Below are 20,112 nucleotides of genomic sequence, written 5' to 3' on the forward strand. Positions count from 1 at the left end.
GGGTCGGCCGGTGCGGCGGCGGGGGGCGGCGGGTCCTGATCGGCGGTCACGTCGGCGACGGCGGCGCGCGTGGTGGGCGCGGGTCCGTCTCCGATTCCGGGTCCGGGCGCCGCGGCGGGCTCCGGCGACGCCGCGGGACCCCCGACGCGGGCGGCCGCGGGGACTGCGGGGACTGCGGGGACTGCGGCGGGATAGAGCTCCGCGAGGCCGTCGAGCAGCCGCGCGTAGGCGTCGCGTTCGGGTGGTCGGGGCTCGGTCTTGCCGGACTCCCAGCCGCTGACCGTGGCCCGGCGCACCTGGAGGGCAGTGGCCACCTCGTCGATCGTCAGCCCGTGGGCGGCACGCAGCCGTTTGCGCTCCTCCGGAGGGGGGAGTGCGGCGCGGGACGCCAGGAGTGCGTCGACCGCGTCGAACAGCTCGGACATGGGCACCTCCCGGCCGGGACCCTACCCCATGGCCCTCACGCTTCTCGTACGTCTGCCGTACGAACACCGCACGCATGGCGTACGCGTCAAGCGGCGCGGGCCGGGCTCGTCGTGTCGGCGGTGGTCGCCGGGCCCGGCGCGGCGGCGCCCACCTGTCGGCGAACTGCCGTCGGCGCGTGGCGCGTCGGGGCTGCGACACGGTGGCGGCGGCGAAGCCGGGTCCCCTCCCCCGCTCCCGCGGGACGCGGCCCGGGGCGGCCCTGCGCGGACGGGTTCAGCGCGTCGTTCGCAGCACGCGGTGGCACCAGCCGATGACCCCGGCGTTGACCACGGCGCCGAGGAACATCGGCAGGAACACCAGGACCGGGTGCTCGACCGGACCCGGGACGGGGAGGAAGCTCAGTGGCAGGGCGGCAAGTGACGGCCAGATCATGGCGAACGAGGCGTCCTCGGCGGTGAGCGTCGTGGTCAGCGCCCACACGAACAGCGCGAGGAAGCCGCCGAGGTAGATCAGGGCCGCCGGGGCGGTGAGCGCGGTGCGGACGCCGCGCAGGAGGGACGGGCGGTCGGCGGCGCCGGAGCCCGGCGAAGCAGCGGTGATCATGCGGACGGTCCTCTCTCGGAGGTGGACGAGGTGGCGGCGACGGAGGGCGTCACCGGGGGGAGGCCGGTCGGTGCGGAACGGTCACGGGGCGAGTCCCCGTCCCGGCGCCGTGAGGAGCGACGAGGCGACGGATGGCGACCGGGCCGGGCACGCGCGCTGCTGCGGTGGCCGTGCGGATGCCGGCAGCGCGGCGGCTCGCCCGGCCTTGGGCAGGGGCCCGGCACGCGCCGGCGCGCCGCGGTTCGAGGACGGAGCGGCCCGGGTCGACAGGGGTCAGGCCCGGGACCGCGGGGTGTCCGGGTGACAGATCCGGCTGCGGGCGGGGGTGTTGCCGTCCGCCTCCGTCCCTCGCGCCTCCCTCCTGCGGCCGTCGGGCGACAGCGCGCCGACGCGGGTGCCCACCGCCGGCCCTCGCCCCGGCCTCGCCGTGCACGGGGAGGTCCGGCTCGGTGCCGGTCGTCGCCGCGGACCCGGCCGGCTCCCCGTGGTGGCCGTCCGCCGCCATCGCTCCCCCGGTCATCCCGGCACCCCCGGCGTCCCGGTCCCGGTGCCGGTGGGTGGGCGCGAGCTCCGGTCCTGCTCCGCCGGCCGCCCGGGCACGGCCGACGCCGGGGCGCCGTCGGTGCCGTCGGTGCCGTCGGTGCCGTCGGTGCCGTCCGTGCCGTCCGGCGGTTGGACCGCCACGAGCGGCAGGCGGAGCTCCGCACCGCGCCCGTGCAGGGTCCGGTAGCTTCCGCGCAGCGCGGCGGCGCACGCCTCCAGGTCGGCGCGGCGGCTCCCGCTCGCGGCCCCGGGCCCGGTGGCGCGCAGCACCAGCACCTCCCGGTCCCGTGCTACCCGCAGCTCGACGGGGCGGTCGCCCGCCGCCGACAGGATGGTCTCCACGGCACGGTAGGCGGCCAGGCCCACCGCCGGCGGCAGTCCCCGCAGGGCGTCGTCGCCGACGTGCACCTGTGGGCGACGACCGGCGGCGCGGCTCTGCCGCACCAGCAGGTCCAGGGCCTCGAGGGTCGGTTGCGGTCGCCGTTCTGCGTACTCCGGCGTGGCGCCCTGCCGGTCCAGCAGTACCCGCATCGCGGCGAGGGCCTCCCGTGCCCGTTCGGCGGTCTCCGTCAGACGCCCCTCACGCGCTTCACCGACCATGGCCGCCGTGCGGGTCAGGACGGTCGTCTCCAACCCCGCGGTGATCCGGCTGCGCTCTGCCCACGCCTCCCGTACCGCCGCGCCGGTGACATCGGTGATCCGGGCCTCCCGCGCCTCGCGCGCCGCCCGCGAGTGCCGTCCCTGGCGACGGCCGACCGCCCAGGCCGCTGCCGCCAGAACGGACGGCAGCACCAGGGCCGCCAGGGATCCCGGCACACCCGCCGTGTCGGCCCGCGCGACCAGTGCGACGGCAACGGCGGTCTGCACCAGGGCCGTGCCGACGGCTGCTGCCGCCGCCTCCCGGCGACGGGCCGACGCGCCGTAAACGACGACGCCCACGGCAGGTGCCGCGGCGGCGAGCAGCGCCGGGACCGCCGGCGGCCCGGCGTACTCGCCCACCGCGGCGGCCCACGGCCACAGGACCGCCAGCGCCAGCACGACGGCGAGCGCCGCCCGGGGCGCGCTGCGCGACCACAGCAGCGCCACCGCCTGAGCGGCAGCGGCCAACGCGAACACCAGCCCCGGGGATACCCCGTCCCCACCGGGTACCTCGTGGGCACGGACGATCAGCAGCGGGAGCAGGGGGTGGAGGCCGAGGCCGACCGCGACCACGACCTGCACCACCCGGCGGCGGCGCGGCACCGCGGGCTCCGGCTGCGGGCCGTGCGGTCCGGGCAGCCGGGCCTCGACCTCCCACCCGCCGTCCGCGGTCGGGGCGCTGCGCACCGTGCCGCCCGCCTCCTGCGCCCGGCTGAGGAGGAAGGCCTGACCCCGGCCGCCGCCGAGCCCGCCGGCGCCGCCCGTCGTGCCCCGCGGTGGGCCGTTGCGGACCAGGACGAGGTGCCCGTCGCCGTCCGCACGGCACTCGACGCGGGTGGCCGCGCCCGGGGCGTGGCGGACGGCGTTGGTGAGCGCCTCACGGACGATCCCGAAGGCGGCCTCCGCTGCGGTGCCCTCGGGCACCCCGGCGACCTCGCAGCTCACCGGTTGGCCGAGTCGGCGGATGCCGTCCACCAGCGTCAGCAGCCGCTCGCGCGGCTCCGCGGTGTCGACGGAGCCCCGTCCGGGTTCGGGGACCGCGCCCAGCGCGGCGCCGACCTCGCGCCCGGCGGCCACGGCGAGCGCCAGCGCCTCGCTGCGCAGTTCGGGGCGTCGGTCACCCAGTTCCTCGGCGACCGAGGCCGACACCACGACCGCCGTCAGGTGGTGGGCGCTGACGTCGTGCAGTTCGCGTTCCATCCGCCGCCGTTCGTCCGCGGCCAGGCGATGGCGCTCCGCCTCGGTGCGACGCAGCCGGTGCGCGGCCCGCTCCGCGGAGGCGACCGCACGTCGCCGGCGGATGCCCCAGCCGCACGAGGCGGCGTACAGCACGGTGACAAGGACCAGCACGAGTCGGTCGCGGTCGCCGAAGCCGTGCAGCGTGACCTGGTAGAGCAGTTGCCACAGGCCCAGCGTCACGACGGTGAGCAGCGTGGTGAAGGTGTCGCGGCGCAGCGCGATCCCGTGGAGGGCCAGCGCGACGCCGGCCGACCCCAGCACCAGCACCGCTCCGACCGGTAGCGCTCCGGCGACCAGTGAGCAGGTCACGACGGTGACGACCAGCGCGCCCACGGGGTGGCGGCGCCGGGCCGAGAGCGCGCCCGCCACCACGAGCGCGGCGAGCGCGGCGGCCAGCAGGTGCTCCGCGGCCGGCACCTGCCCCCGCGCCAGGGCGCCGCCCGGCCAGACCAGGGCCTGGGCCGCCACCAGAAGGACCGGCAGAAACCGGTCGTCGGTTCGATTCATGATGGGACGAGGTTAGGGGCGTCATCGCCCGGTGCGCTTCGGCCCGCCGGAGGACACCGGTCTCCACCCAGCGATGGAGCGGGGCGTCGTCCCTGCCACCGCGGAGGGGCCACGGGGCACCGGACCCCGGCTCGTCGGGGGTTACTTGCTCACGATCTCCCAGCCGCCGCCCTCGCCTGTCCCGTTCCGCCCGAGTGCGGCCCAGGCGGAGCCGTCGACCCCGAGGGACGCCTGGAGGTAGGCGGTGACGGTGTCGGCGAGGAAGGCCACCCGGGCGGGGTTCTCGTCGCTGGTCTCCGCGACCGCCTCGCCGGCGATGCCGCCCATGGTGTGCTCGGCCTCCGCGAGGGTGAGCAGCGCCTTGGGGGAAGGGCTGCGGTGGTAGGCGTCGGTGAACCAGTCCGGCCCCCGGGTGGAGAGCTGCGAGTGGTCCCTGCCGCCGGCCACCACGAGGGCGGGAGTCTCCATGGTCGAGAAGTCCGGCCGCATGAAGGGGAGGTGCTCGGCGGCGAAGGAGGTGAGGGTCTCGCCGGTGCCGGGCGCGGTGATCAGTACGCCGGCGGCGGGCGCCGGGTGGGAGAAGTCCTCGCCGGGGACGCCCGCGGCGTCCCGGACGCGCGCTCCGAGGAGTGCTCCGACGGTCTGCGCACCCCAGGAGTGGCCGACGAGGGCGATCCGCCCGAGGTCGGCGCGGTCCTGGGCGCCGGCGTCCGCCAGAACGTCGGGGAGGTGGTCGAGGACCGCGTGGAGGTCGTTGATCCGCAGCCGCCAGATAGTCGCGAAGCGGGGGTCGCCGGGCGTGATCCCGATGCGGCGGGAGTCCGGGTGGGTGGGTTGCACCACGAGGAATCCCGCGGCGGCCCACCGGTCGACCAGGGGGCCGTACCCGTCCATGGACCACGCGTTCCCGTGGGAGAACACGATGACCGGCAGGTCGCGGCCCTCTCGAGGTGCGGTGACCCTCAGGTGCAGGTCGACGTCGCGTCCGGGAGAGGACAGGCCGATGGGCTTCACGGAGACGGTCTGTCGTGCGGGGGTGTGGGAGGGCATGGGCCACCTGCGCCTTCTTGGGGAACGGCTCTGCCATACTTTGACGGAGCGGCGTTCCGCCAACGTAGCGGAACATTGTTCCGCGAGCAATCGGAGGCATGCGTGGCGGAATCGGCCGGGGTACGCAGGGAACAGGCCCGACGCACCCGCGAGGGCGTACTGGAGGCCGCTGCCGCGGTCTTCGTGGCACAGGGGGTCCAGGCGCCCGTCCGCGAGATCGCCCACCGGGCGGAGGTCGGCGTGGGAACGGTCTATCGCCACTTCCCGACCCGCGCGGACCTGGTCACCGCCGTGTACCGCCACCAGATCGACGCCTGCGCCGAACTCGCGCCCCGGCTCCTGGCGGCGTGCGACACGCCGTCGACGGCACTGCACCGGTGGACCGGGGCGTTCGTCGACTTCCTCGTCACCAAGCACGGCCTCGGGGCGGCACTGGGCTCCGAGGACCCGGGCCTGGAGAACCTCCACGCCGTCATGGTCGACACCCTGGTCCCGGCCTGCGCCGAGCTGCTCGGCGCGTGCGTGGACGCCGGGGAGGTGCGGGCGGACGTCACCGCCTACACCCTGATGCGCGCCGTGGGGAACCTCTGCATCACCGGCCCCGACTACGACCAGGCGGACGCCCGGCGGATGGTCGACCTGCTGCTGACCGGCTGCCGCACCACGTCGTGAGACCGGTCGCCGTGCGGGCCCGCCCACCACGCGGCGGGCGGCCGACCGCCGCTTCGGCCGACGGTGTGGTCTCCGCCGGCAGCGCCGGTCTCGTTGCGGGCCGCGCCGGCGGCACCGGCCGAGCATGTGCCCATGCACGCCGAACAGCGTTATCTCAGGGTGTCGGGGCCACGACGGCTGGAGGAGCACGCCGGGGAGGAGCAGCCGCCCGCGGCGGACGGGGTCGTCGTCGACATCATCTACAGCGGTGTCTGCGGCACGGACGTCCACGGCTGGACCGACGGCCACATGCTCCCGCCGGCGGTCTTCGGGCACGAATGGACCGGGCGGGTCAGCGCGGTCGGTGCCGAGGTGTCCGGGATCGATGTCGGCCGGCGTGTGGTGGGCGGGGTCGGGCCGGCGTGCGGGACGTGTCGACCGTGCGTGGCCGGCCACACCCGCCACTGCGGGACGGTGTTCGCCGAGGCCAACGGCGTGGACGACGCCGCCCCGGCCCACGGGGCCTTCGCGAGCCGGTTGCGGGTCTCCGCGCGCCGGGCGATCCCCGTACCGGACGAGCTCTCGGACGTCGAGGCGGCTCTGGTGGAACCGGCGACCGTGACGTTCCACGCGGTCCGGCGGACCGCGATGGAGTTGGGCTCCCTGGTGGTCGTCCAGGGCGCCGGCCCCATCGGCCTGCTCACCGCGCAGCACGCGCGCAACGCGGGCGCCGCACGGGTCATCGTCTCCGAACCCTCGGCCGCCCGCCGGGGCACCGCCGAGAAGCTCGGCTTCCGCGACGTGGTGGCACCCGGCGCCCTGGCGGATGCGCTCGCGCAGGCCAGTGACGGGCTCGGCGCCGACGTGCTGTTCGAGTGCAGCGGGGTCGCCTCGCTGCTGCAGCCGTCCGCCGAACTGGTCCGCCGGGGCGGGACCCTCGCGCTCCTCGGCTATCCCCTGGAGGAATCGACGGTCAGGTACGGCGACTGGCAGAGCCGCGAGTTGACGGTCATCGGTTCGCTCGCCTACACCCACGAGGACTTCACGCGCACGATGCGTGCCATCGCCGAGCGACGGATCGACGTCGCCACCCTCCACACCGGAACGGTGGGGCTGTCGCATCTCGGCGACCTGCTGTCGGAACTCGACTCGGGTGACAGCCCCCACACCAAGGTGCTGGTCGACCCACGCCGGTGACGTCCGGCCGGTGCACGGCCGCGCCCACCCGGCGCGGCGGGGAGCAGGGGGCGTCGCGGCCCGGTGCCCCCGGGCCCGCCGACCGGGAGCCGGGGCCGTGGGCCGGGAGCCGGGGCCGTGGGCTCGACCGCGACACCAACGCCGCACCGCCGAACGCCGGGTCGCGATGACGCCGCGTACCGAACCGCGCCGCGGGCCGGCGAGGACCGGCGAGGACCGGGGACCGGCGGGGACCGATTCATACATACGGGGTATGCTCGCCTCCGCCGCCACCGGCGCCCACCCCGCTCCGGTGACCGGCCACCCCTGGCGCGGCTGTCCCCGCCCCGCCGCTTCGAGTCCGTCCGAGGTGGATCATGCCCTTCACCCTCTCCCACCCCGCAGCGGTGCTCCCCCTGATGCGGTCGCCGCTGGTGCCGGCAGCGCTGGTGTGCGGAGCGATGGCGCCGGACGTTCCCTACTTCCTGGGCGCCACCGGCCTCACGGCGAGCGCCCAGGCCTGGTACGGCGAAGCACTGAACGCCACCTACAGCCACTCCTTCGACGGGCTCTGGCTGAGCCTGCTCTTCGGGCTGCTGCTGTTCGCGGGGTACCTCCCGGCACGTCGACCGGTGGTGGCGCTGCTGCCGGCCCGGCTCATGGTCACGCCGCCGCCGGGCCGAGCGGCGGCGGGTGGCTCCCCCGGCGCGGCGGCTGCGTGGGCCGGGTGGGTCGTCGTCTCGGTCGGGATCGGAGTCCTGACCCACGTCGCGTGGGACGCCCTGATCCGAGAGGGCAGCGGGGGCGCCCTCGCGCGGGTGCTCCAGGTGCTCAGCACCCTCGGCGGTCTCGTGGCGATCGCGATCTACCTCCGTGCCCGACGGTCGGCCGCCGACCGGCCGGGTCCGCGCCGCGACCGGCTGCCGAGGGGCGTGCGTGGCCCGATCCTCGGAGCACTCGGGCTGGGGACACTGCTCGGAGCCGTCGTCCTGATGGACCCCGCTTCCTACGTGCACGAGTGGACGGCGGGGACCCTCCACCTGGAGTCCCTGCTGTCGCACGGGGTGAAGGCGACCGCGGCGAGCGGTCTCCTCGTCGCCGCGCTCTACGTCGCGGGTTGGTGGATCCGCCACGCGGCGAGCGGCGCGAGCGGACGGCCGGTCGAACCCGTCGAGCCGGCTGCCGATCGGTCCGAGCGCGCGTGATCGCCCGGGTCTTCCCGGGGACGCAGGGAGCAAGGTCGCGCAACCGGTGCTGCGGGCTCCACGAGGGGCCATCCGGCGACCGCTCCGAGGCTGCCGGGCGACTGCGCGGCAGCCGATAGCTGGCCCATGCATGAGACCACCACCAGCGGGCATGCGCCGTGTCGGACAGATGGATCAGCCGAACCAGCAGGCCCGGGCACAGGCGCCTCGGGACTGCCGGGGCTGGTGGCCGAGCGAGATGCAGCAGGAGGTCAGGATGAGTGCCGAGGGCAACGGTGACCGTCTGAAGGGCAAGGCGAAGGAAGCGATCGGCAAGGTGACCGGAAACGACCGGATGCGCGCCGAGGGCAAGGCGGATCAGGCCAAGGGATCGGCGAAGAACGGCGTGTCCGCGGTGACGGGCGGACTCGCCGGGATCAAGGACTCCCTCACCTCGGACCGCCGCGAACCCCGCTCCTGAGCAGCCCCCGAGGACCTCGGTCCTCGGGCAGCGTCCGACACCCGACGGCGCGCTCCTCGCCCAGTGAGAGGCGATCGAGCGCGCCGTCGGCGCGTCGCGGGGCATCCGGCCGGCCCGGGAATCGCGCAGGCATCGCGGCCGCGGAGATGGACCGGTCGCCGTCCCGCACGATGCCGCGGAGCGCCGCCCGCGGGGGCTGCCCCGCCGTGCGGATGGGCGTCCGGGCCGTGAACGGAGTCGAGCACCGCCACGCAGTCGCGCTGCCCCGCTCCGCTCCGGACGGCCCCACGGAGACGACCTCACCCGGCAGGGCGGCGCGGCGACCGCGCGACATGCCCGAGATCACGCCGGCCGGTGTGATCCGGGGCACACCGCAGGAACCGGCGCGCGCCCGGGCCGGCCACACCGCATCGCCCAGTCCCCGCCGATGCCGCAGCCCTCCTTGCAGCCCGGCTCCGACCAGCGAGAACAGTCTTCGGCGACCGCGGCACCACCGCCCCGGCGGCTGCCGCGCCCGGCGCACCTCCCCGCCCCGACGCCTGCGGACCGGGGCGCGTCACCCCCGACCAGCGCTACATCGTGCATGATATTTTTGATCACGAGATGGTGCCCGAAAAGGTTGAAATCTGGAAGAATCGGGGAGTGTCTTCCTCCTCCAGCATCACCGTCACGGTGACGCAGACCCCCGAGACCTTCCTGATCGCTGCCGCGGGCGAGGTCGACCTCGATGTCGCCGGCCCGTTCGAGAACGCCCTGTCCGAGGCGGCACGATCCCTCTCCCGCTGTACGATCATCGACCTTTCCGGCGTGACCTTCGCTGACTCCACCCTCCTGGGCGCGCTCCTGCAGGCACTGGACGCCCATGAGGAGACCGCCCGCCCCTGGGCCATCGCCGGCCCCTTCGCCACGCAGGTGGAGCGGCTGTTCAGCGTCACCGGCACCCACGAGGTGCTGCCGCTCGCCGCGGACCTGTCGGCGGCGCGGCGGCTCCTCGACTGCGAGGACGACGAGAGCGTGGCGCCGTCGGCGGAGCCGACCTCGACCTGAGAGCGGCTCCCCGCCGGAGCGGAACCGGACCGATCGCGTGCCGCCCGCTCCGGCCACCGCGCTCGCGCCCCGGACACCTCGGAGCGGCGCACCGGGGCGCGCGGACGGCACCGAGCTGCGTCGCCTGCCGTCCCGGGCAGGCGGTGATGGCAGGGACGCGCGCCGGGGGCCGGTACGGTGACGCGGGCGAAGCGCCGCCCCTCGTTCGTCGTCCCCCAGGGGGCAGCCGGGCCACTCCGATCGGAAAGCCGGCCCGGGTAGAGTCATCAGCGATGGGTAAGCGCCAGGAACCACCCCAAAACGATCAAGGGCGATGATCGGGACCAGTTCCCGTGCCGGGTGGAGGAAGGCGAAACCATGTCCCACCATCACCCCCGGGCCGCGAGCAGTCCGCTGCTGGCCGGCCTTCCCGCCCAGCGCCCGGAGCTGAACGAGACGGCCCCCATCCGGGCCCGGGCGATCTACGACGGTACGGAGCCCGTGGCGGAAGCGCGGGCCCTGGCTCGGCAGTTCCTCTCCACGGTGCAGTTGCGGGAGGCGGTCTCCCCCGACTCCCGGGACGCGCTGCGCCTGGTCGTCAGCGAGTTGGTCACCAACGCCCGCACGCACACCTCCGGCGGCTACTCCCTCACACTCGAGCACTCCCCCGGCGTGGCCGTCGTCAGCGTGTGGGACACCAGCCCCGAGATTCCCGCCGCGCGGCCCCGGGATCCCCGCCGTATCGGCGGCCACGGCCTCCAGATCGTCACCAGCCTCTGCACCAGCTTCCAGGCCAGCCGCAACCACGGCGGCAAACGCGTCAGCGCCACGCTCCCGCTCACGACATTCGCCCGCTGAGCCACGAGCGCGCCGGCGCGGCCCCCGTCCGAGGGTGCGGGAGGCCGACGTCCGCCGACGCCCACGCGTTTCGGTCGCCTGGTCAACAGGCGGTGCCTTGCGAGAATCACGCGGGTGACACCCGACCACGGTTCCGCTGTCGTCGTCCAGGCCTCGCCTGCCCTCTTCCTGATCACCGCGTCCGGGGATCTCGATCTCGACGACATCCACCCGCTTGAAGAGGCGCTCACCGCGGCGACGCAGTCGCGGTCCCGCTGCACGGTCCTGGACCTCTCCGGGGTGACCTTCGCCGACTCCGTGGCACTCAACACGCTGCTCGCGGCACACAGCGCGCACCGCGCCGCCGGACGCCCGTGGGCGATCGCCGGGCCCTACTCCCCTCGGGTGGAACGGTTGTTCGCTCTCACCGGGGCCCGCAGAGTGCTCCCGCCGGCCTCGGACCTGTCGGCCGCACGTCGGCTGGCCGGCTGCCACGGCGACGAGCACACCGACGCCCGCCGCGCGCGACGCGCGCACCCCTTTCGACGCCCGGGACCGTCCCCGTCCGGGTGACAGCAGGAGTACATCGGCGACGCCCGGGGAGCCGCACCCTTACGCGGCGCCGATCACACCGATACGGCACCCCCAGCCGGAGAGGCGCCGCACCGGGCCTTGCGCCCTTCCTTGAGCGGGGTGGTGGACGAAGGCACCGTCCACCACCCCGCACCCTTGTCATCGGCCGTTCGGCCGACGGACTTGAGCCGTGCTCCCGACCGGCCCGCAGCTCCCCGCCGTCCGGCGGGCCCCAGGGTGTCGTCACCGGTCACGACGACCAGGTCGGCCGCAGCGATCGCGGGTTCGCGGAGAACCCGCTCCAACGCGGGCAGTACGCCGTGGATGTCGGAGAGCACTGCCACCGTGGACACCCTGCGACCACGATGCCATGAGGGCGCGCCGTACCCGCGAGGGGCGGCCGCGGCCCCACGGGACGCGATGTCCGCCGACCGGGCAGCAGGGTTCGGTCCCGGCCGGCGGACACAGCTACCGGCTACCGGTGAGCCTCACACACGGCGCCAGGCGTCGCGGAACTGCTCCCGCGCGAGCCGCGTCGGGGGACGGCGGTGGTGGTGGACGACGTGCCAGGCCGTCAGCTCGACGTCGCGCAGCCAGAGTTCCCCGGCGGTCGCCGCGGGCCCGGGGAGGTCGCCGTCGTCGGTCAGGTGCTCACCGACCAGGAGGGCGGTGGCATCGCGCTGGTCGCGGGTCATGGCGCCGAACGCCTCCAACAGCCTGGCGGCGAGTCCGGCGCCATGGCCGTCGAGTGCTGCGACCACCGCGATCCGCAGCGAGCCGGGCCGCAGAGCGGACGCCCCGGACGCCTGCCGCAGGCGTGACCAGAAGGGGTCGGGCTCGTCCGCCCCCTCGCCCTTCGTGTCCGGAGGCGGCAGCAGGGCCAGCAGGGCCAGCAGGTGCCCGGTCGCGGCGTAGGCGGCCGAGGACGCCGCCGCCAGAGCGGCGATCCGGCCGACCCGTCCCGCGGACAGGCTGCCGGCCTCGCGATCGGCCGGGATGTTCAGGTCGTGGCGCATGTAGTCGGTCAGCGGCTTGGTGTTGAAGTAGTTCGGCAGCACAGGTTGCCCTCCTGGCGCACAGCGGGTGTCGCGCCGATGGTGCCAAGTGCGCCCGGCGGTGACCAGACCGCTTTCGGCACGAAGGCAGCAGCCGGCGCGGTCCCGGCACGTCGGTCCGGGGCCCAGCCCGGTGCCGTCCGGAACGATGTGAGCCGCTCTCACGGTCGGTGCCCGCGCCGCACTCCCCGCTCCACGAGCACGGCGAGCGTCACTGCGCTGACCAGGGTGATCAGGCCGACCACGGACAGCGCGTATCCCTCGTACGCCTCGGAGAGCACGGCGTACCCGAAGCACGCGGTGCCGACCGCGGCACCGATCGCGGAGAACAGCCTGAGTCGGGTGAGGTCACGCACGGGGACTCCGATCCGAAAGAGGGCGGGGTCGGGGGACGGCCCTCGGCCTCCTGCCGACCCGGGGGAACACACGGCGCCGGGAGGCCCTACCCGACGGCGTCGCGCGGCTGGGTCCGCGCCTCCTGCTGCGGTGTGTCGGCTGCGTGCGACGGCGTTCGGCGCGCCTTCTCCGCCCGCCGGCGGCGCAGCAGCCGCAGGCCGACCACCGCGACCACGACGTGGGCGACGAGCGCCAGCACGACGAAGGCGGTCGAATCAAGGCTCTGGTTGGCGAGGAGCGCCGCCATGGCCACACTCGCCACGACGACACCACCGGCGATCCACGTCCTCTTCTTCATGACCTCGTCTCGCTCTCTGCGTGTACCGGGCGGCGGACCCGGGCCTGCGCGGGTGGAGCCGGCAGCGCGCACCGGCGGCGAGTCGCAGCGCCGGTCGTGCCGTCGAGCCGGAAACCGTCGTGCCCGGAGGGACCGCGGAACGGACCGGTCCGTCACCCGCTCGGTTCTCGTCTACCCCGACGCCCCGTCAGCAGGGGCGCGGTTTTCGGCCGGTGTTCTCCTCTCCGGTGCGGCGGCGCACGCCGAGGAGGGGGCGACCGCGCCGCGCCCGGTGCATCGCACCGCGACTGCTGCGACGTCGGAGGGCAGCGGCCGGGCGGCCCGAGGCGCTGCGCGGGCCCGCCGGCCCCCGGGCACCGGGCCGGCCCCGCCGCGGGGCGCGAGGGGTCTGGGGTGGGCGGGGGTCCCCCGTGGCGAGGGCGCTGCTCTCGTCCGTGGCCGGATCAGCCACCCGCCCGGCGGCGCACCCGTTCGCTGTGGGGTGACGGCTCACAACGCGTGGCCGCCGGCGACCTGCAGGACCTGGCCGGTGATCCACCGCGCCTGGTGCGAGGCGAGGAACACGACGGCGTCGGCGATGTCGGCGGGCGAACCGGCGCGCCCCATCGGAACGATCCGCTCGACCTGCGCGAGGAGGTCACCGTCCATCCAGCCGGTCTGCACCGGCCCGGGTGCGACGGCGTTGACCCGGACGCCGTGCGGTGCGAGGTCGAGCGCCGTGGAGCGGGTGAGGGCCTCGAGCGCGGCCTTCGACGCCCCGTAACCTGTCTGCCCGGGGAAGGCACGAGCCGCGTCGGTGCTGATGTTGACCACGCACAGCGGAGTGTCACCCCGCCGCTGCCGAACCGCTTCGGCGAGGAGGAGCGCGGGGGCGACCGCGTTGGCCGCGAAGTGCCGGTGCAACGACCCGTGGGTCACGGTCCGGACCGTGTCGGGGGACTCGCAGTGGGCCGCGTTGTTGACCAGGACGTCGAGCGCCCCGCCCCGGCGGAGGACGGCCTCGACGAGGCGGCGGGCGGCGTCCGGGGCGGACAGGTCCGCGGCGACGGCGAAGGAGTCGTTCCCGATGTCACGGGCCAGTGCCTCGGCCGTTTCGGCCGAGGGGGTCGCGTGCGCCCAGGCGCCCTCGGCGGGCGGGGGCTGCGCTGACCCGAGGTGGTGGACGGCGACCTGGGCGCCCTGGGCCGCGAAGGCGCGGCTGACGGCGGCCCCGATGCCGGCGGCGGCGCCGGTGACGAGCACGGTACGGCCCGCGAGTCGAGGATCGATCATGAGGCGCTCCTTCGGGTGGTCGGCCCGGCCCCCCTGGGCCGGCTCCGCGCGGGAAGATACGCGGCGTCGGCGCAGGACGCCTTCCCTTTCCGGAGTCGCGGGCGGCGGCGCGACGCCCCCGGTGCTCGTCCGACGGTCCCCGGCGTCACGCCCGCGAGGTGACGGCTGTGCGGCGCGGGTCGGTTCCTCTGCTAAACCGGTGCCATGACGGATCTCCTCCCGGGCGTTCCCCCGGGCGACCCTCGGCCGCCCGCCCTCTGCCGGCTGTGCGGCCGGCGGCTCACCACCGCGCTCGCCCGGCAGTGGCAGCTCGGTGAGGGCTGCCGGGCCAAGCTGCACATCCGGGAGGCGCCGATCCCGCGCACCGGTGACGTCCGGCAGGACGCACTGCCGGGGCTGTGAGGCGCGCGTCCTGTCAGTGGTGGCTGCGACGATGCCGGTATGGAGCGACGGGTGTACGGCCGGGACCACGAGGACGCGGGCCCGGAGGAGGGCCGACGGTACGTCGAGCTGTGCGCGGGGCCCCTCGACGGCCTGCTGCTGGATGTCACCGATCACGAGTCGACCGGGTCGGCGGACGGCGCGTCGCTGGCCACCGAGATCGGGCAGTACGGCGCCGGTGGCCGCGCGCACTACCGGCCTCGCCGGGGTGCTCCGGGACGGTGGGACTGGGCCGGGGACAGTCCGTGACCGGACACGTCCGGGTGGCGATGAGGTGACTGTCCCGCGCGGCACCCCCGCCCGACCCGCATCCGCATCCAGATCCGGGATCCCGGATCCCGGATCCGAACAGTGCTTCTCTGATATTCTGACTCCATGCGACTGATGACGGCGTCCGAGGCGTCGCGGAACTTCGCGAGCGTCCTCGACAGAGCGGAGCACGGGGAGACCATCGTGATCACCCGCGGCGGGCGGCGGCTCGCGCTGATCGGCCCGGCGCCCGTCGCCAACGGCGGCGAATTCGCCGACGCGCTGACGGCGTTCCGGGCGCGTCACCCGGAGGACGACGCGACGTACGAGGACGACGTCCTCGGCTCGCGGGATCTGCTGACGCAGGACGATCCGTGGAACGACTGATCCTGGACACCGGGATCCTGATCGAGGCGGAACGCGGCAGGTTGGACCTCGGTGCGCTCAACCGCAACGCGGATCTCGCCATAGCGGCCGTCACCGGCGCGGAACTCCTCACCGGGGTGGAACGGGCCGACACGACCCAGCGGCGTCAGCGCCGCCAGGAGTTCGCCGACCTGGTGTTCGCGGTCATCCCCGTCGAGGACTACACCCTCGACGTCGCTCGCGCGCACGCGCGGCTCCTGGCGCACGTACGCGCCGAGGGGAGACCGCGCGGCGCCCACGACCTGATCATCGCGGCGACAGCGGCGGGTACCGCCCGTGCGGTGCTCACGACGGACGGCAAGGCGGGCTTCGACGACCTGCCCGGGGTGGCGGTGGTCTAGCCGACACGCGACGCGGGGCGGCCGTGGGCCCTGCGCCGCGGACGCGGGCCGACCGTCGGCACCCCGGGAGCCGGTGGTCGGCGCGGAGGGAGTCGCGGCCGTGAGCCGGGTAGGCGTGGCCCATGGACGACAACGACCTGACGGGCGACGTGACGAGCCTGGCGCTGGCCGCGAGAAGCGTGCACCGGCAGTTGACCGCCGGCGACCTCACCGCCGCGCCGGGGGATGCGGTGGCACTGCGCAGCGTCCGGAGGATCTTCGCGACGACCGGCCGGCCGGCGGTGCTCCCCGACCAGTCCCGCGAGTACGTGGCCCTGGAACTGCGCCGCGCGGCCGGCTGGTCGGGCCCCTGTCCGGCGGGGCGTCCGGTCGGAACGGTGGTGCGCCACGCCGCCGAACTCATCGAGGCCGGCCGGAACCTGCACACCGTGCTGCAGGCGCTCGCCCCGCTGGTGGGCCCGCAGCCACGGGGTGAGGCCGCCTGAGCGGGCCCCGGCCCGCTCAGGTGCGAGCCGGGGCCCGGGCCGGGCAGGGCCGATCCGCCCTGCCCTCGCGGTGCGTCAGCGGCCGTGCAGTCCGATCTCCGGCCGGTCGTCGCATTCGACCGGCCGGTCGACGTCGTCCCGGACACCGGTCCGCAGGTCGAAGCTGCCGCTGCCGTCGGGCATCGCCACCTCCAGGTAGGACGCCGGCTCCAGGCAGGCGGTGGCCGCGCTCTCCGCGAGGGGCCGCACCTCGCACCGGACGGTGTCGCCGTCCCCCACGGTCAGCGGTCCGACGGGCTCGGCCTCCGGCACCGCGGCGTCCGCGAGGGGCTGCCGGTCGGTGTCGAGCGGCGTGACGGTCGGGGAAGTCCGCCGGCTCGCAGGCCTCCGGGGCCAGGCTGGTCAGCCGGATCAGAGGGACGGCTGTGCCGTCGTCGTGGACCTCGGGCCGCTGCCGGCGGGCTCCAGCCGGTCCGCGTCGCAGGCCTGCAGTCCCCCGCTCCCGGAGTCGTCGGCGCCGGAGTCGTCGGCGCCGGAGTCGTCGCCGTCCGCAACGGGGTCTTCCGGCGTCTCGTCGGCGACGACTCCCCCGGTGGCCGCACCGTCGTCGCCGACCTCGGAGGAGCCGACGTCGTCCGCGCCGCCGTCCCTGTCGTCGTCCGCCGCCCCGCACGCGGCGACCACCGCGGCCACGGTCGCCGTCGCCGCGGCGGTGCGCAACACGCGGCCGCGGCGGTGCCGGAGTGAGGGCTGCTGTCGATCGGTGCGCGTCCGTTCGGTCATGGGCGCCGCCCGCGCGACGGGGCGGCGGCCACGCCGTCCCGGGCCGCGGGGGCGAGGTGGGCCGAACCACGAGGGGGCGTCCCTGCGTGCTCGGGCACCGCCGGGCCGGGTCAGGGGTGCGCCCGCGGGACCATGACCACGCGCAGGAACGCGGCGACCGGCGTGAGGGCGGCCAGCCGGTGCTCCGTTCCCGCAGCGAGGGTGCCGGTGTGCCCCTCGGCGACGTCGGCAGCCCGGTCGTCGTCGCCGGTGATCCGCACCCTGCCTTCCAGGACGTGGATCAGGGAGTCGGGCGCGCCCGCGGAGGGAGTCACCCGGTGGGTCTCCTCGCCCACCAGCCGCAGCCGCCAGAGCTCGACGGAGAGGTCCCGCGTCTCCACGGCGCGGAGCAGGTAGGCCCAGCTGTCGTCCGGCGTCGACCAGATCTCGACCCCCGACGGCGGCGCGTGGTCGACGACGCCCAGGAGCCCCGGAAAGGTCGTGCCGAGGGCGGCCGCGACCTTGTCCACCGTCCCGATGCTCGGGTTGGCCTGGCCGAGTTCGATCTGGGTCAGCATGCGACGGCTGACATCGCTGACCTGGGCCAGGCGGGACAGGCTCACGCCGCTCGCTTCTCGCAGGGCTCGGATCCGGCGCCCGATGTCGCGGGCCACACCGGGGTTCAGCTTGTCGGTCACGCTCCTCCTCCGGGAAGCCGTCACCCGCCTGGGCAATATAGTGCGCAGCGTGGTGCTGGTGGCCGTCGGCTCGTGACCACGGGCCGATCCGGCGGAAGGGAGCGGGATGACGCAGCGCAACGATACGGGGGCGGCACCGGCGACCGGCGCACGCCCTGTTCCGGCGGAGCGCACCGCCCTCGTTCGCTGGCTCGCGGGGTACGGGAGTTTCGGCGTGCCGCAGGCCGCCGCGCCCATCGCCTTCGCCCTGCTCGCCCTGCCGCTGACCGGCTCGGCCTCGCACGGCGCCGCGCTGGTGGCCGCGATGACCGCGGCGCAGGTGGTGGCGGCGGTGCCGCTGTCCCGACTGGGCGTCCGGTTCGACGCGGGGGGCTACCTGCGGGGGCTCATCGGGGTCCGGACCCTGGGATTGGTGCTCGTCGCGGTGCTGGCGTCCGCCGGGGCACCGTTCGTGCTGGTGATGGCCGCGGCGGCCGCGGCGGGAGCGGTGAACGGGGCCGCGTACGGCTACATCCGGCTGCTGCTGAACCACCTCGTGGCGCCCGGCAACCTGCCCAGGGCGCTCGGGATCGCCGCGACGCTGAACGAGGTCACCTTCGCGGCGGCCCCCGTCGTGGCCTCGGTCGCCGGGTCGCTGTCGCCGGGCTGGGCGGTGGTGGGCCTCGCGCTGGCCGGAATGGCGCCCGTCCTCCTGATACCGCGGACCGCGGGCGTGCGGACGCCGGCCGTGCGGAGCGAGGGGGGCGGCCGCTTCGGGGCCCGGGTCCACCTCTGGCTCCTCTGCACGGCGTCCATGTCGGCGGCGGTCGCCGCCGTCGAGGTCGGCGCGGTCTCGTTGGCGCTGCGGTACGGGCTGGACGCCGGGTGGGGCTTCGTCTTCGCCCTGGCCCTGTGCCTGGGCTCGATCTCCGGCGGTGTCTGGGTGAGTGTCCGCAACCGGGTGCCGGACCGGCGGCAGGTACTGGTCTTTCTGACGGCCGCCACGGTGGGCGCCGCCGTCGTGGCCCAGCAGGGGCCGCTGTGGCTGACGCTGGCGGGCGCCACAACGGTGGGCTTCTTCCTGCCACCGCTCGGCACGTACTTCTCCCTGATTCTGGATCGATTGGCGCCGGCTCATCGGCGAGCGGAGGTCTTCGCCCTCATGCGGACCGCCAACGCGCTGGGCGTCATCGCGGTCAGCGCGCTGCTGGCCCTCACCGGCACCACCGCCGCCCTCGCCGGCGGAGCTCTGGTGATGGCGCTCGCCACGGGTCTCGTCGCGGTGGCGACCGTGGTGGGCTCGCGGCGGAAGGGAACAGCGCGGCGGCGGAGCAGCGCGCACGACGGCTGACCTGGTGGCGCCGGGCGGCGTGCGACTCGCCGCGCCTCACTGGCGGCGGTGGGAGACCCATTCCGTGCCGGAGGTGAACGAGTGCTGCGTGCCGCCCGCGGCGCCACTGGTCCGAAAGGGGTCTCCCCCGTCGTCGACGCGGACCGTGCCGCTGCGACCACCGCTGGACCACTCCAGGCTCAGCTCCCAGGCGACGTGGTGCGCCGAGGTGCGCGCGGTGAGGTACAGCACCTCCGGGTCGGACTCGTCGACGGTCAGCGGGAGGCCCCCCTCCCCCTCCCCCGGGTCCAGAACCGGGTTGCCGTTGTCGAGGTCGACAGTGAACGGCCGCGGCTGGACGCTCCCACCGCAGCCGTGGCGGTTGAGCTGGTACTCGTCCCAGGTCAGCGGCGCCGACCGCTCGACGACGCGGACGTGGACGGCCTCCACCACAACGGTCTCCTCCCCCGTCCCCTGCAGGGTGAGGCCGATGCGCTGTTCATCGGCCGGCACCCCGGCGTGGTCGCGCACCCACGCCGTCACGTCGCCGGCCTCGGGTGGCGGGGCGACGACCTCGGGCGGGCGGTCGACCAGCAGCCGCTGGTCGCAGGGATGCTCGTAGGCGAAGGGGCGGACCCGCACCGAGAAAGGTGCGGATTCCGCGTCCTCCGCCGGCGCGCCGCCCGCCACCGACCACCACCCGGCGAGCCCGACGGCCACCGCGACCCCCGCGACCGCCACGGCCAGCGCGGGGGACCCGACGCGGCGCCGCCCTCCGGGGCGTACCGGCGCCTCGCCGGGGCCGGCGGGAGCCGCCCCCGAGGCGGAGGCGGTGCCGACCGCCTCTCTTCCTGCGGGGGGAGCGTCTCCGACCGCGCGATCGGAGCCATCGGAGCTGTCGGGGGCGTCAGAGCTGTCGGAGGCGGCCGCGACGGGCACTGACGGCGCATCGCCGCGGCGCACCGGACTCGGTGCCGCGCGGCGCCGCTCGTCGTCGGCGAGGACCCAGCGGCGGTGGAGTTCGGCGCGTTCCGGTCCGGTGGCGCGGCAGGCGCGGGCCAGTCGTTCGGCGGGGGCGTAGTCGTGGGGGACGCTCTCGCCCCGGCAGTAGCGGTGCAGCGAGGACGTGCTCACGTGCAACCGCGCGGCAAGCGCTCCGTAGCTCAGTCCCGACCGGTCCTTGAGCAGGCGGAGCAGAGCCGCGAACTCCCGGGCGGCCTCCGGCACGTCCGGCGCTGCTGACATGAGGAGGCACGTCCCTGGTGCTCCCGTGCGCACGTCGGGACGACGCGGTGTCACGGGCGGGCTCCCGTCGGGTCCCGGGCCAACGTACCGCCTCGGCACGGGGCTTGGCACCGGACGCCCGGCCGGTCGAGCCGCGGCCGCTGCGCCGGAGCCGGTCGTGCTCGCGCGCACGGCGCGCGGCCTCGTGCCGTGCGGCGGGC

Annotated in this window: 25 protein-coding genes and 1 pseudogene; 13 read left to right on the forward strand and 13 right to left on the reverse strand. The window is 75.5% G+C overall.

Features of this window, described 5'->3' with window-relative positions:
* The 4 genes from HCN52_RS25360 to HCN52_RS11285 form a co-directional block, all read right to left on the reverse strand.
* Positions 1-425 (reverse strand): helix-turn-helix domain-containing protein (locus HCN52_RS25360; protein WP_245175046.1); only part of this gene is annotated, 425 nt, incomplete at its 3' end.
* A 274-nt stretch (positions 426-699) separates the two neighbouring features.
* Positions 700-1,029: an SCO4225 family membrane protein gene (locus HCN52_RS11275; protein WP_168088285.1), complete on the reverse strand. Its 330-nt coding sequence runs from the start codon at positions 1,027-1,029 to the stop codon at positions 700-702.
* Positions 1,030-1,545: 516 nt separating this feature from the next.
* Entirely contained in the window at positions 1,546-3,957 is a 2,412-nt protein-coding gene (locus tag HCN52_RS11280; protein ID WP_168088286.1) for a sensor histidine kinase, read from the reverse strand.
* Between the two features lie 141 nt (positions 3,958-4,098).
* Complete coding sequence (locus HCN52_RS11285; protein WP_168088287.1) at positions 4,099-5,007, reverse strand: alpha/beta hydrolase family protein; 909 nt, start codon at positions 5,005-5,007, stop codon at positions 4,099-4,101.
* A gap of 102 nt (positions 5,008-5,109) precedes the next feature.
* Here HCN52_RS11285 and HCN52_RS11290 point away from each other — a divergent pair, with 102 nt between their 5' ends.
* The 7 genes from HCN52_RS11290 (at position 5,110) to HCN52_RS11320 (ending at position 10,935) form a co-directional block, all read left to right on the forward strand.
* Positions 5,110-5,679, forward strand: a complete 570-nt coding sequence (locus HCN52_RS11290) for a TetR/AcrR family transcriptional regulator (RefSeq protein WP_168088288.1) — start codon at positions 5,110-5,112, stop codon at positions 5,677-5,679.
* Between the two features lie 132 nt (positions 5,680-5,811).
* Positions 5,812-6,855: a zinc-dependent alcohol dehydrogenase gene (locus HCN52_RS11295; RefSeq protein ID WP_168088289.1), complete on the forward strand. Its 1,044-nt coding sequence runs from the start codon at positions 5,812-5,814 to the stop codon at positions 6,853-6,855.
* A 356-nt stretch (positions 6,856-7,211) separates the two neighbouring features.
* The gene (locus HCN52_RS11300) at positions 7,212-8,039 is read left to right on the forward strand and encodes a DUF4184 family protein (protein ID WP_168088290.1); all 828 of its coding nucleotides are present in this window, start codon (positions 7,212-7,214) and stop codon (positions 8,037-8,039) included.
* A 256-nt stretch (positions 8,040-8,295) separates the two neighbouring features.
* Positions 8,296-8,499, forward strand: a complete 204-nt coding sequence (locus HCN52_RS11305) for a CsbD family protein (protein ID WP_168088291.1) — start codon at positions 8,296-8,298, stop codon at positions 8,497-8,499.
* 642 nt (positions 8,500-9,141) lie between these two features.
* The gene (locus tag HCN52_RS11310) at positions 9,142-9,546 is read left to right on the forward strand and encodes an STAS domain-containing protein (protein WP_168088292.1); all 405 of its coding nucleotides are present in this window, start codon (positions 9,142-9,144) and stop codon (positions 9,544-9,546) included.
* 357 nt (positions 9,547-9,903) lie between these two features.
* The gene (locus HCN52_RS11315; protein WP_168088293.1) at positions 9,904-10,383 is read left to right on the forward strand and encodes an ATP-binding protein; all 480 of its coding nucleotides are present in this window, start codon (positions 9,904-9,906) and stop codon (positions 10,381-10,383) included.
* 114 nt (positions 10,384-10,497) lie between these two features.
* A complete protein-coding gene (locus HCN52_RS11320) occupies positions 10,498-10,935 on the forward strand; it encodes an STAS domain-containing protein (protein ID WP_168088294.1) in 438 nt (145 codons plus the stop codon).
* A gap of 227 nt (positions 10,936-11,162) precedes the next feature.
* Here the strand turns inward: HCN52_RS11320 and HCN52_RS26175 are convergent.
* The 5 genes and pseudogenes from HCN52_RS26175 to HCN52_RS11345 form a co-directional block, all read right to left on the reverse strand.
* Positions 11,163-11,288, reverse strand: a pseudogene (locus tag HCN52_RS26175) (metallophosphoesterase); the annotation flags it as partial.
* A 135-nt stretch (positions 11,289-11,423) separates the two neighbouring features.
* Positions 11,424-11,993, reverse strand: a complete 570-nt coding sequence (locus HCN52_RS11330) for a hypothetical protein (protein WP_168088295.1) — start codon at positions 11,991-11,993, stop codon at positions 11,424-11,426.
* Between the two features lie 158 nt (positions 11,994-12,151).
* Positions 12,152-12,346, reverse strand: coding sequence for a hypothetical protein (locus tag HCN52_RS11335; protein WP_168088296.1), 195 nt, complete (start codon positions 12,344-12,346; stop codon positions 12,152-12,154).
* Positions 12,347-12,432: 86 nt separating this feature from the next.
* Complete coding sequence (locus HCN52_RS11340; RefSeq protein WP_168088297.1) at positions 12,433-12,684, reverse strand: hypothetical protein; 252 nt, start codon at positions 12,682-12,684, stop codon at positions 12,433-12,435.
* 489 nt (positions 12,685-13,173) lie between these two features.
* Positions 13,174-13,956, reverse strand: coding sequence for an SDR family NAD(P)-dependent oxidoreductase (locus tag HCN52_RS11345; RefSeq protein WP_168088298.1), 783 nt, complete (start codon positions 13,954-13,956; stop codon positions 13,174-13,176).
* 204 nt (positions 13,957-14,160) lie between these two features.
* On the opposite strand from HCN52_RS11345, the gene HCN52_RS11350 reads away from it, so the two are divergent.
* From HCN52_RS11350 to HCN52_RS11370, 5 genes are all read left to right on the forward strand, one after another.
* Positions 14,161-14,358, forward strand: coding sequence for a DUF6011 domain-containing protein (locus HCN52_RS11350; protein ID WP_168088299.1), 198 nt, complete (start codon positions 14,161-14,163; stop codon positions 14,356-14,358).
* A 39-nt stretch (positions 14,359-14,397) separates the two neighbouring features.
* Positions 14,398-14,646: a hypothetical protein gene (locus tag HCN52_RS11355; protein ID WP_168088300.1), complete on the forward strand. Its 249-nt coding sequence runs from the start codon at positions 14,398-14,400 to the stop codon at positions 14,644-14,646.
* Between the two features lie 126 nt (positions 14,647-14,772).
* On the forward strand, positions 14,773-15,033 hold the full coding sequence (locus HCN52_RS11360; protein WP_168088301.1) for a type II toxin-antitoxin system Phd/YefM family antitoxin: 261 nt from the start codon (positions 14,773-14,775) through the stop codon (positions 15,031-15,033).
* Positions 15,021-15,413 carry a PIN domain-containing protein gene (locus tag HCN52_RS11365; RefSeq protein WP_168088302.1) on the forward strand — a complete coding sequence of 131 codons (393 nt, stop codon included), beginning with the start codon at positions 15,021-15,023 and terminating at the stop codon, positions 15,411-15,413. Before HCN52_RS11360 ends, HCN52_RS11365 begins: the two co-directional genes overlap by 13 nt.
* A gap of 122 nt (positions 15,414-15,535) precedes the next feature.
* Positions 15,536-15,898 carry a hypothetical protein gene (locus HCN52_RS11370; RefSeq protein WP_168088303.1) on the forward strand — a complete coding sequence of 121 codons (363 nt, stop codon included), beginning with the start codon at positions 15,536-15,538 and terminating at the stop codon, positions 15,896-15,898.
* Between the two features lie 75 nt (positions 15,899-15,973).
* Here HCN52_RS11370 and HCN52_RS11375 read toward each other — a convergent pair whose 3' ends face one another.
* The 3 genes from HCN52_RS11375 to HCN52_RS11385 all read right to left on the reverse strand — a co-directional run bounded on the left by HCN52_RS11375 (position 15,974) and on the right by HCN52_RS11385 (position 17,358).
* Positions 15,974-16,210, reverse strand: a complete 237-nt coding sequence (locus tag HCN52_RS11375) for a hypothetical protein (protein WP_168088304.1) — start codon at positions 16,208-16,210, stop codon at positions 15,974-15,976.
* Between the two features lie 99 nt (positions 16,211-16,309).
* Positions 16,310-16,681 (reverse strand): hypothetical protein, encoded by a 372-nt coding sequence (locus tag HCN52_RS11380; RefSeq protein ID WP_168088305.1) that lies wholly within the window; start codon positions 16,679-16,681, stop codon positions 16,310-16,312.
* A 110-nt stretch (positions 16,682-16,791) separates the two neighbouring features.
* Positions 16,792-17,358 (reverse strand): XRE family transcriptional regulator, encoded by a 567-nt coding sequence (locus HCN52_RS11385; protein ID WP_168088306.1) that lies wholly within the window; start codon positions 17,356-17,358, stop codon positions 16,792-16,794.
* Between the two features lie 106 nt (positions 17,359-17,464).
* Between HCN52_RS11385 and HCN52_RS11390 the strand changes: the two genes are divergently transcribed.
* Positions 17,465-18,688 carry an MFS transporter gene (locus tag HCN52_RS11390; RefSeq protein WP_209314418.1) on the forward strand — a complete coding sequence of 408 codons (1,224 nt, stop codon included), beginning with the start codon at positions 17,465-17,467 and terminating at the stop codon, positions 18,686-18,688.
* A gap of 36 nt (positions 18,689-18,724) precedes the next feature.
* Here HCN52_RS11390 and HCN52_RS11395 read toward each other — a convergent pair whose 3' ends face one another.
* Positions 18,725-19,912: a helix-turn-helix domain-containing protein gene (locus HCN52_RS11395; RefSeq protein ID WP_168088307.1), complete on the reverse strand. Its 1,188-nt coding sequence runs from the start codon at positions 19,910-19,912 to the stop codon at positions 18,725-18,727.
* Between the last annotated feature and the right edge of the window lie 200 nt (positions 19,913-20,112).

This window comes from Streptomyces bohaiensis (assembly GCF_012033785.1).
GTDB classification, from domain to species: domain Bacteria; phylum Actinomycetota; class Actinomycetes; order Streptomycetales; family Streptomycetaceae; genus Streptomyces; species Streptomyces bohaiensis.

Bases quoted from the DNA above. Each gene is read 5' to 3' on its own strand.
- HCN52_RS11275 (WP_168088285.1), bottom strand. From the start codon at position 1,029: ATGATCACCGCTGCTTCGCCGGGCTCCGGCGCCGCCGACCGCCCGTCC.
- HCN52_RS11280 (WP_168088286.1), bottom strand. From the start codon at position 3,957: ATGAATCGAACCGACGACCGGTTTCTGCCGGTCCTTCTGGTGGCGGCC.
- HCN52_RS11285 (WP_168088287.1), bottom strand. From the start codon at position 5,007: ATGCCCTCCCACACCCCCGCACGACAGACCGTCTCCGTGAAGCCCATC.
- HCN52_RS11295 (WP_168088289.1), top strand. From the start codon at position 5,812: ATGCACGCCGAACAGCGTTATCTCAGGGTGTCGGGGCCACGACGGCTG.
- HCN52_RS11300 (WP_168088290.1), top strand. From the start codon at position 7,212: ATGCCCTTCACCCTCTCCCACCCCGCAGCGGTGCTCCCCCTGATGCGG.
- HCN52_RS11305 (WP_168088291.1), top strand. From the start codon at position 8,296: ATGAGTGCCGAGGGCAACGGTGACCGTCTGAAGGGCAAGGCGAAGGAA.
- HCN52_RS11315 (WP_168088293.1), top strand. From the start codon at position 9,904: ATGTCCCACCATCACCCCCGGGCCGCGAGCAGTCCGCTGCTGGCCGGC.
- HCN52_RS11340 (WP_168088297.1), bottom strand. From the start codon at position 12,684: ATGAAGAAGAGGACGTGGATCGCCGGTGGTGTCGTCGTGGCGAGTGTG.
- HCN52_RS11345 (WP_168088298.1), bottom strand. From the start codon at position 13,956: ATGATCGATCCTCGACTCGCGGGCCGTACCGTGCTCGTCACCGGCGCC.
- HCN52_RS11350 (WP_168088299.1), top strand. From the start codon at position 14,161: ATGACGGATCTCCTCCCGGGCGTTCCCCCGGGCGACCCTCGGCCGCCC.
- HCN52_RS11355 (WP_168088300.1), top strand. From the start codon at position 14,398: ATGGAGCGACGGGTGTACGGCCGGGACCACGAGGACGCGGGCCCGGAG.
- HCN52_RS11360 (WP_168088301.1), top strand. From the start codon at position 14,773: ATGCGACTGATGACGGCGTCCGAGGCGTCGCGGAACTTCGCGAGCGTC.
- HCN52_RS11370 (WP_168088303.1), top strand. From the start codon at position 15,536: ATGGACGACAACGACCTGACGGGCGACGTGACGAGCCTGGCGCTGGCC.
- HCN52_RS11380 (WP_168088305.1), bottom strand. From the start codon at position 16,681: ATGACCGAACGGACGCGCACCGATCGACAGCAGCCCTCACTCCGGCAC.
- HCN52_RS11390 (WP_209314418.1), top strand. From the start codon at position 17,465: ATGACGCAGCGCAACGATACGGGGGCGGCACCGGCGACCGGCGCACGC.
- HCN52_RS11395 (WP_168088307.1), bottom strand. From the start codon at position 19,912: ATGTCAGCAGCGCCGGACGTGCCGGAGGCCGCCCGGGAGTTCGCGGCT.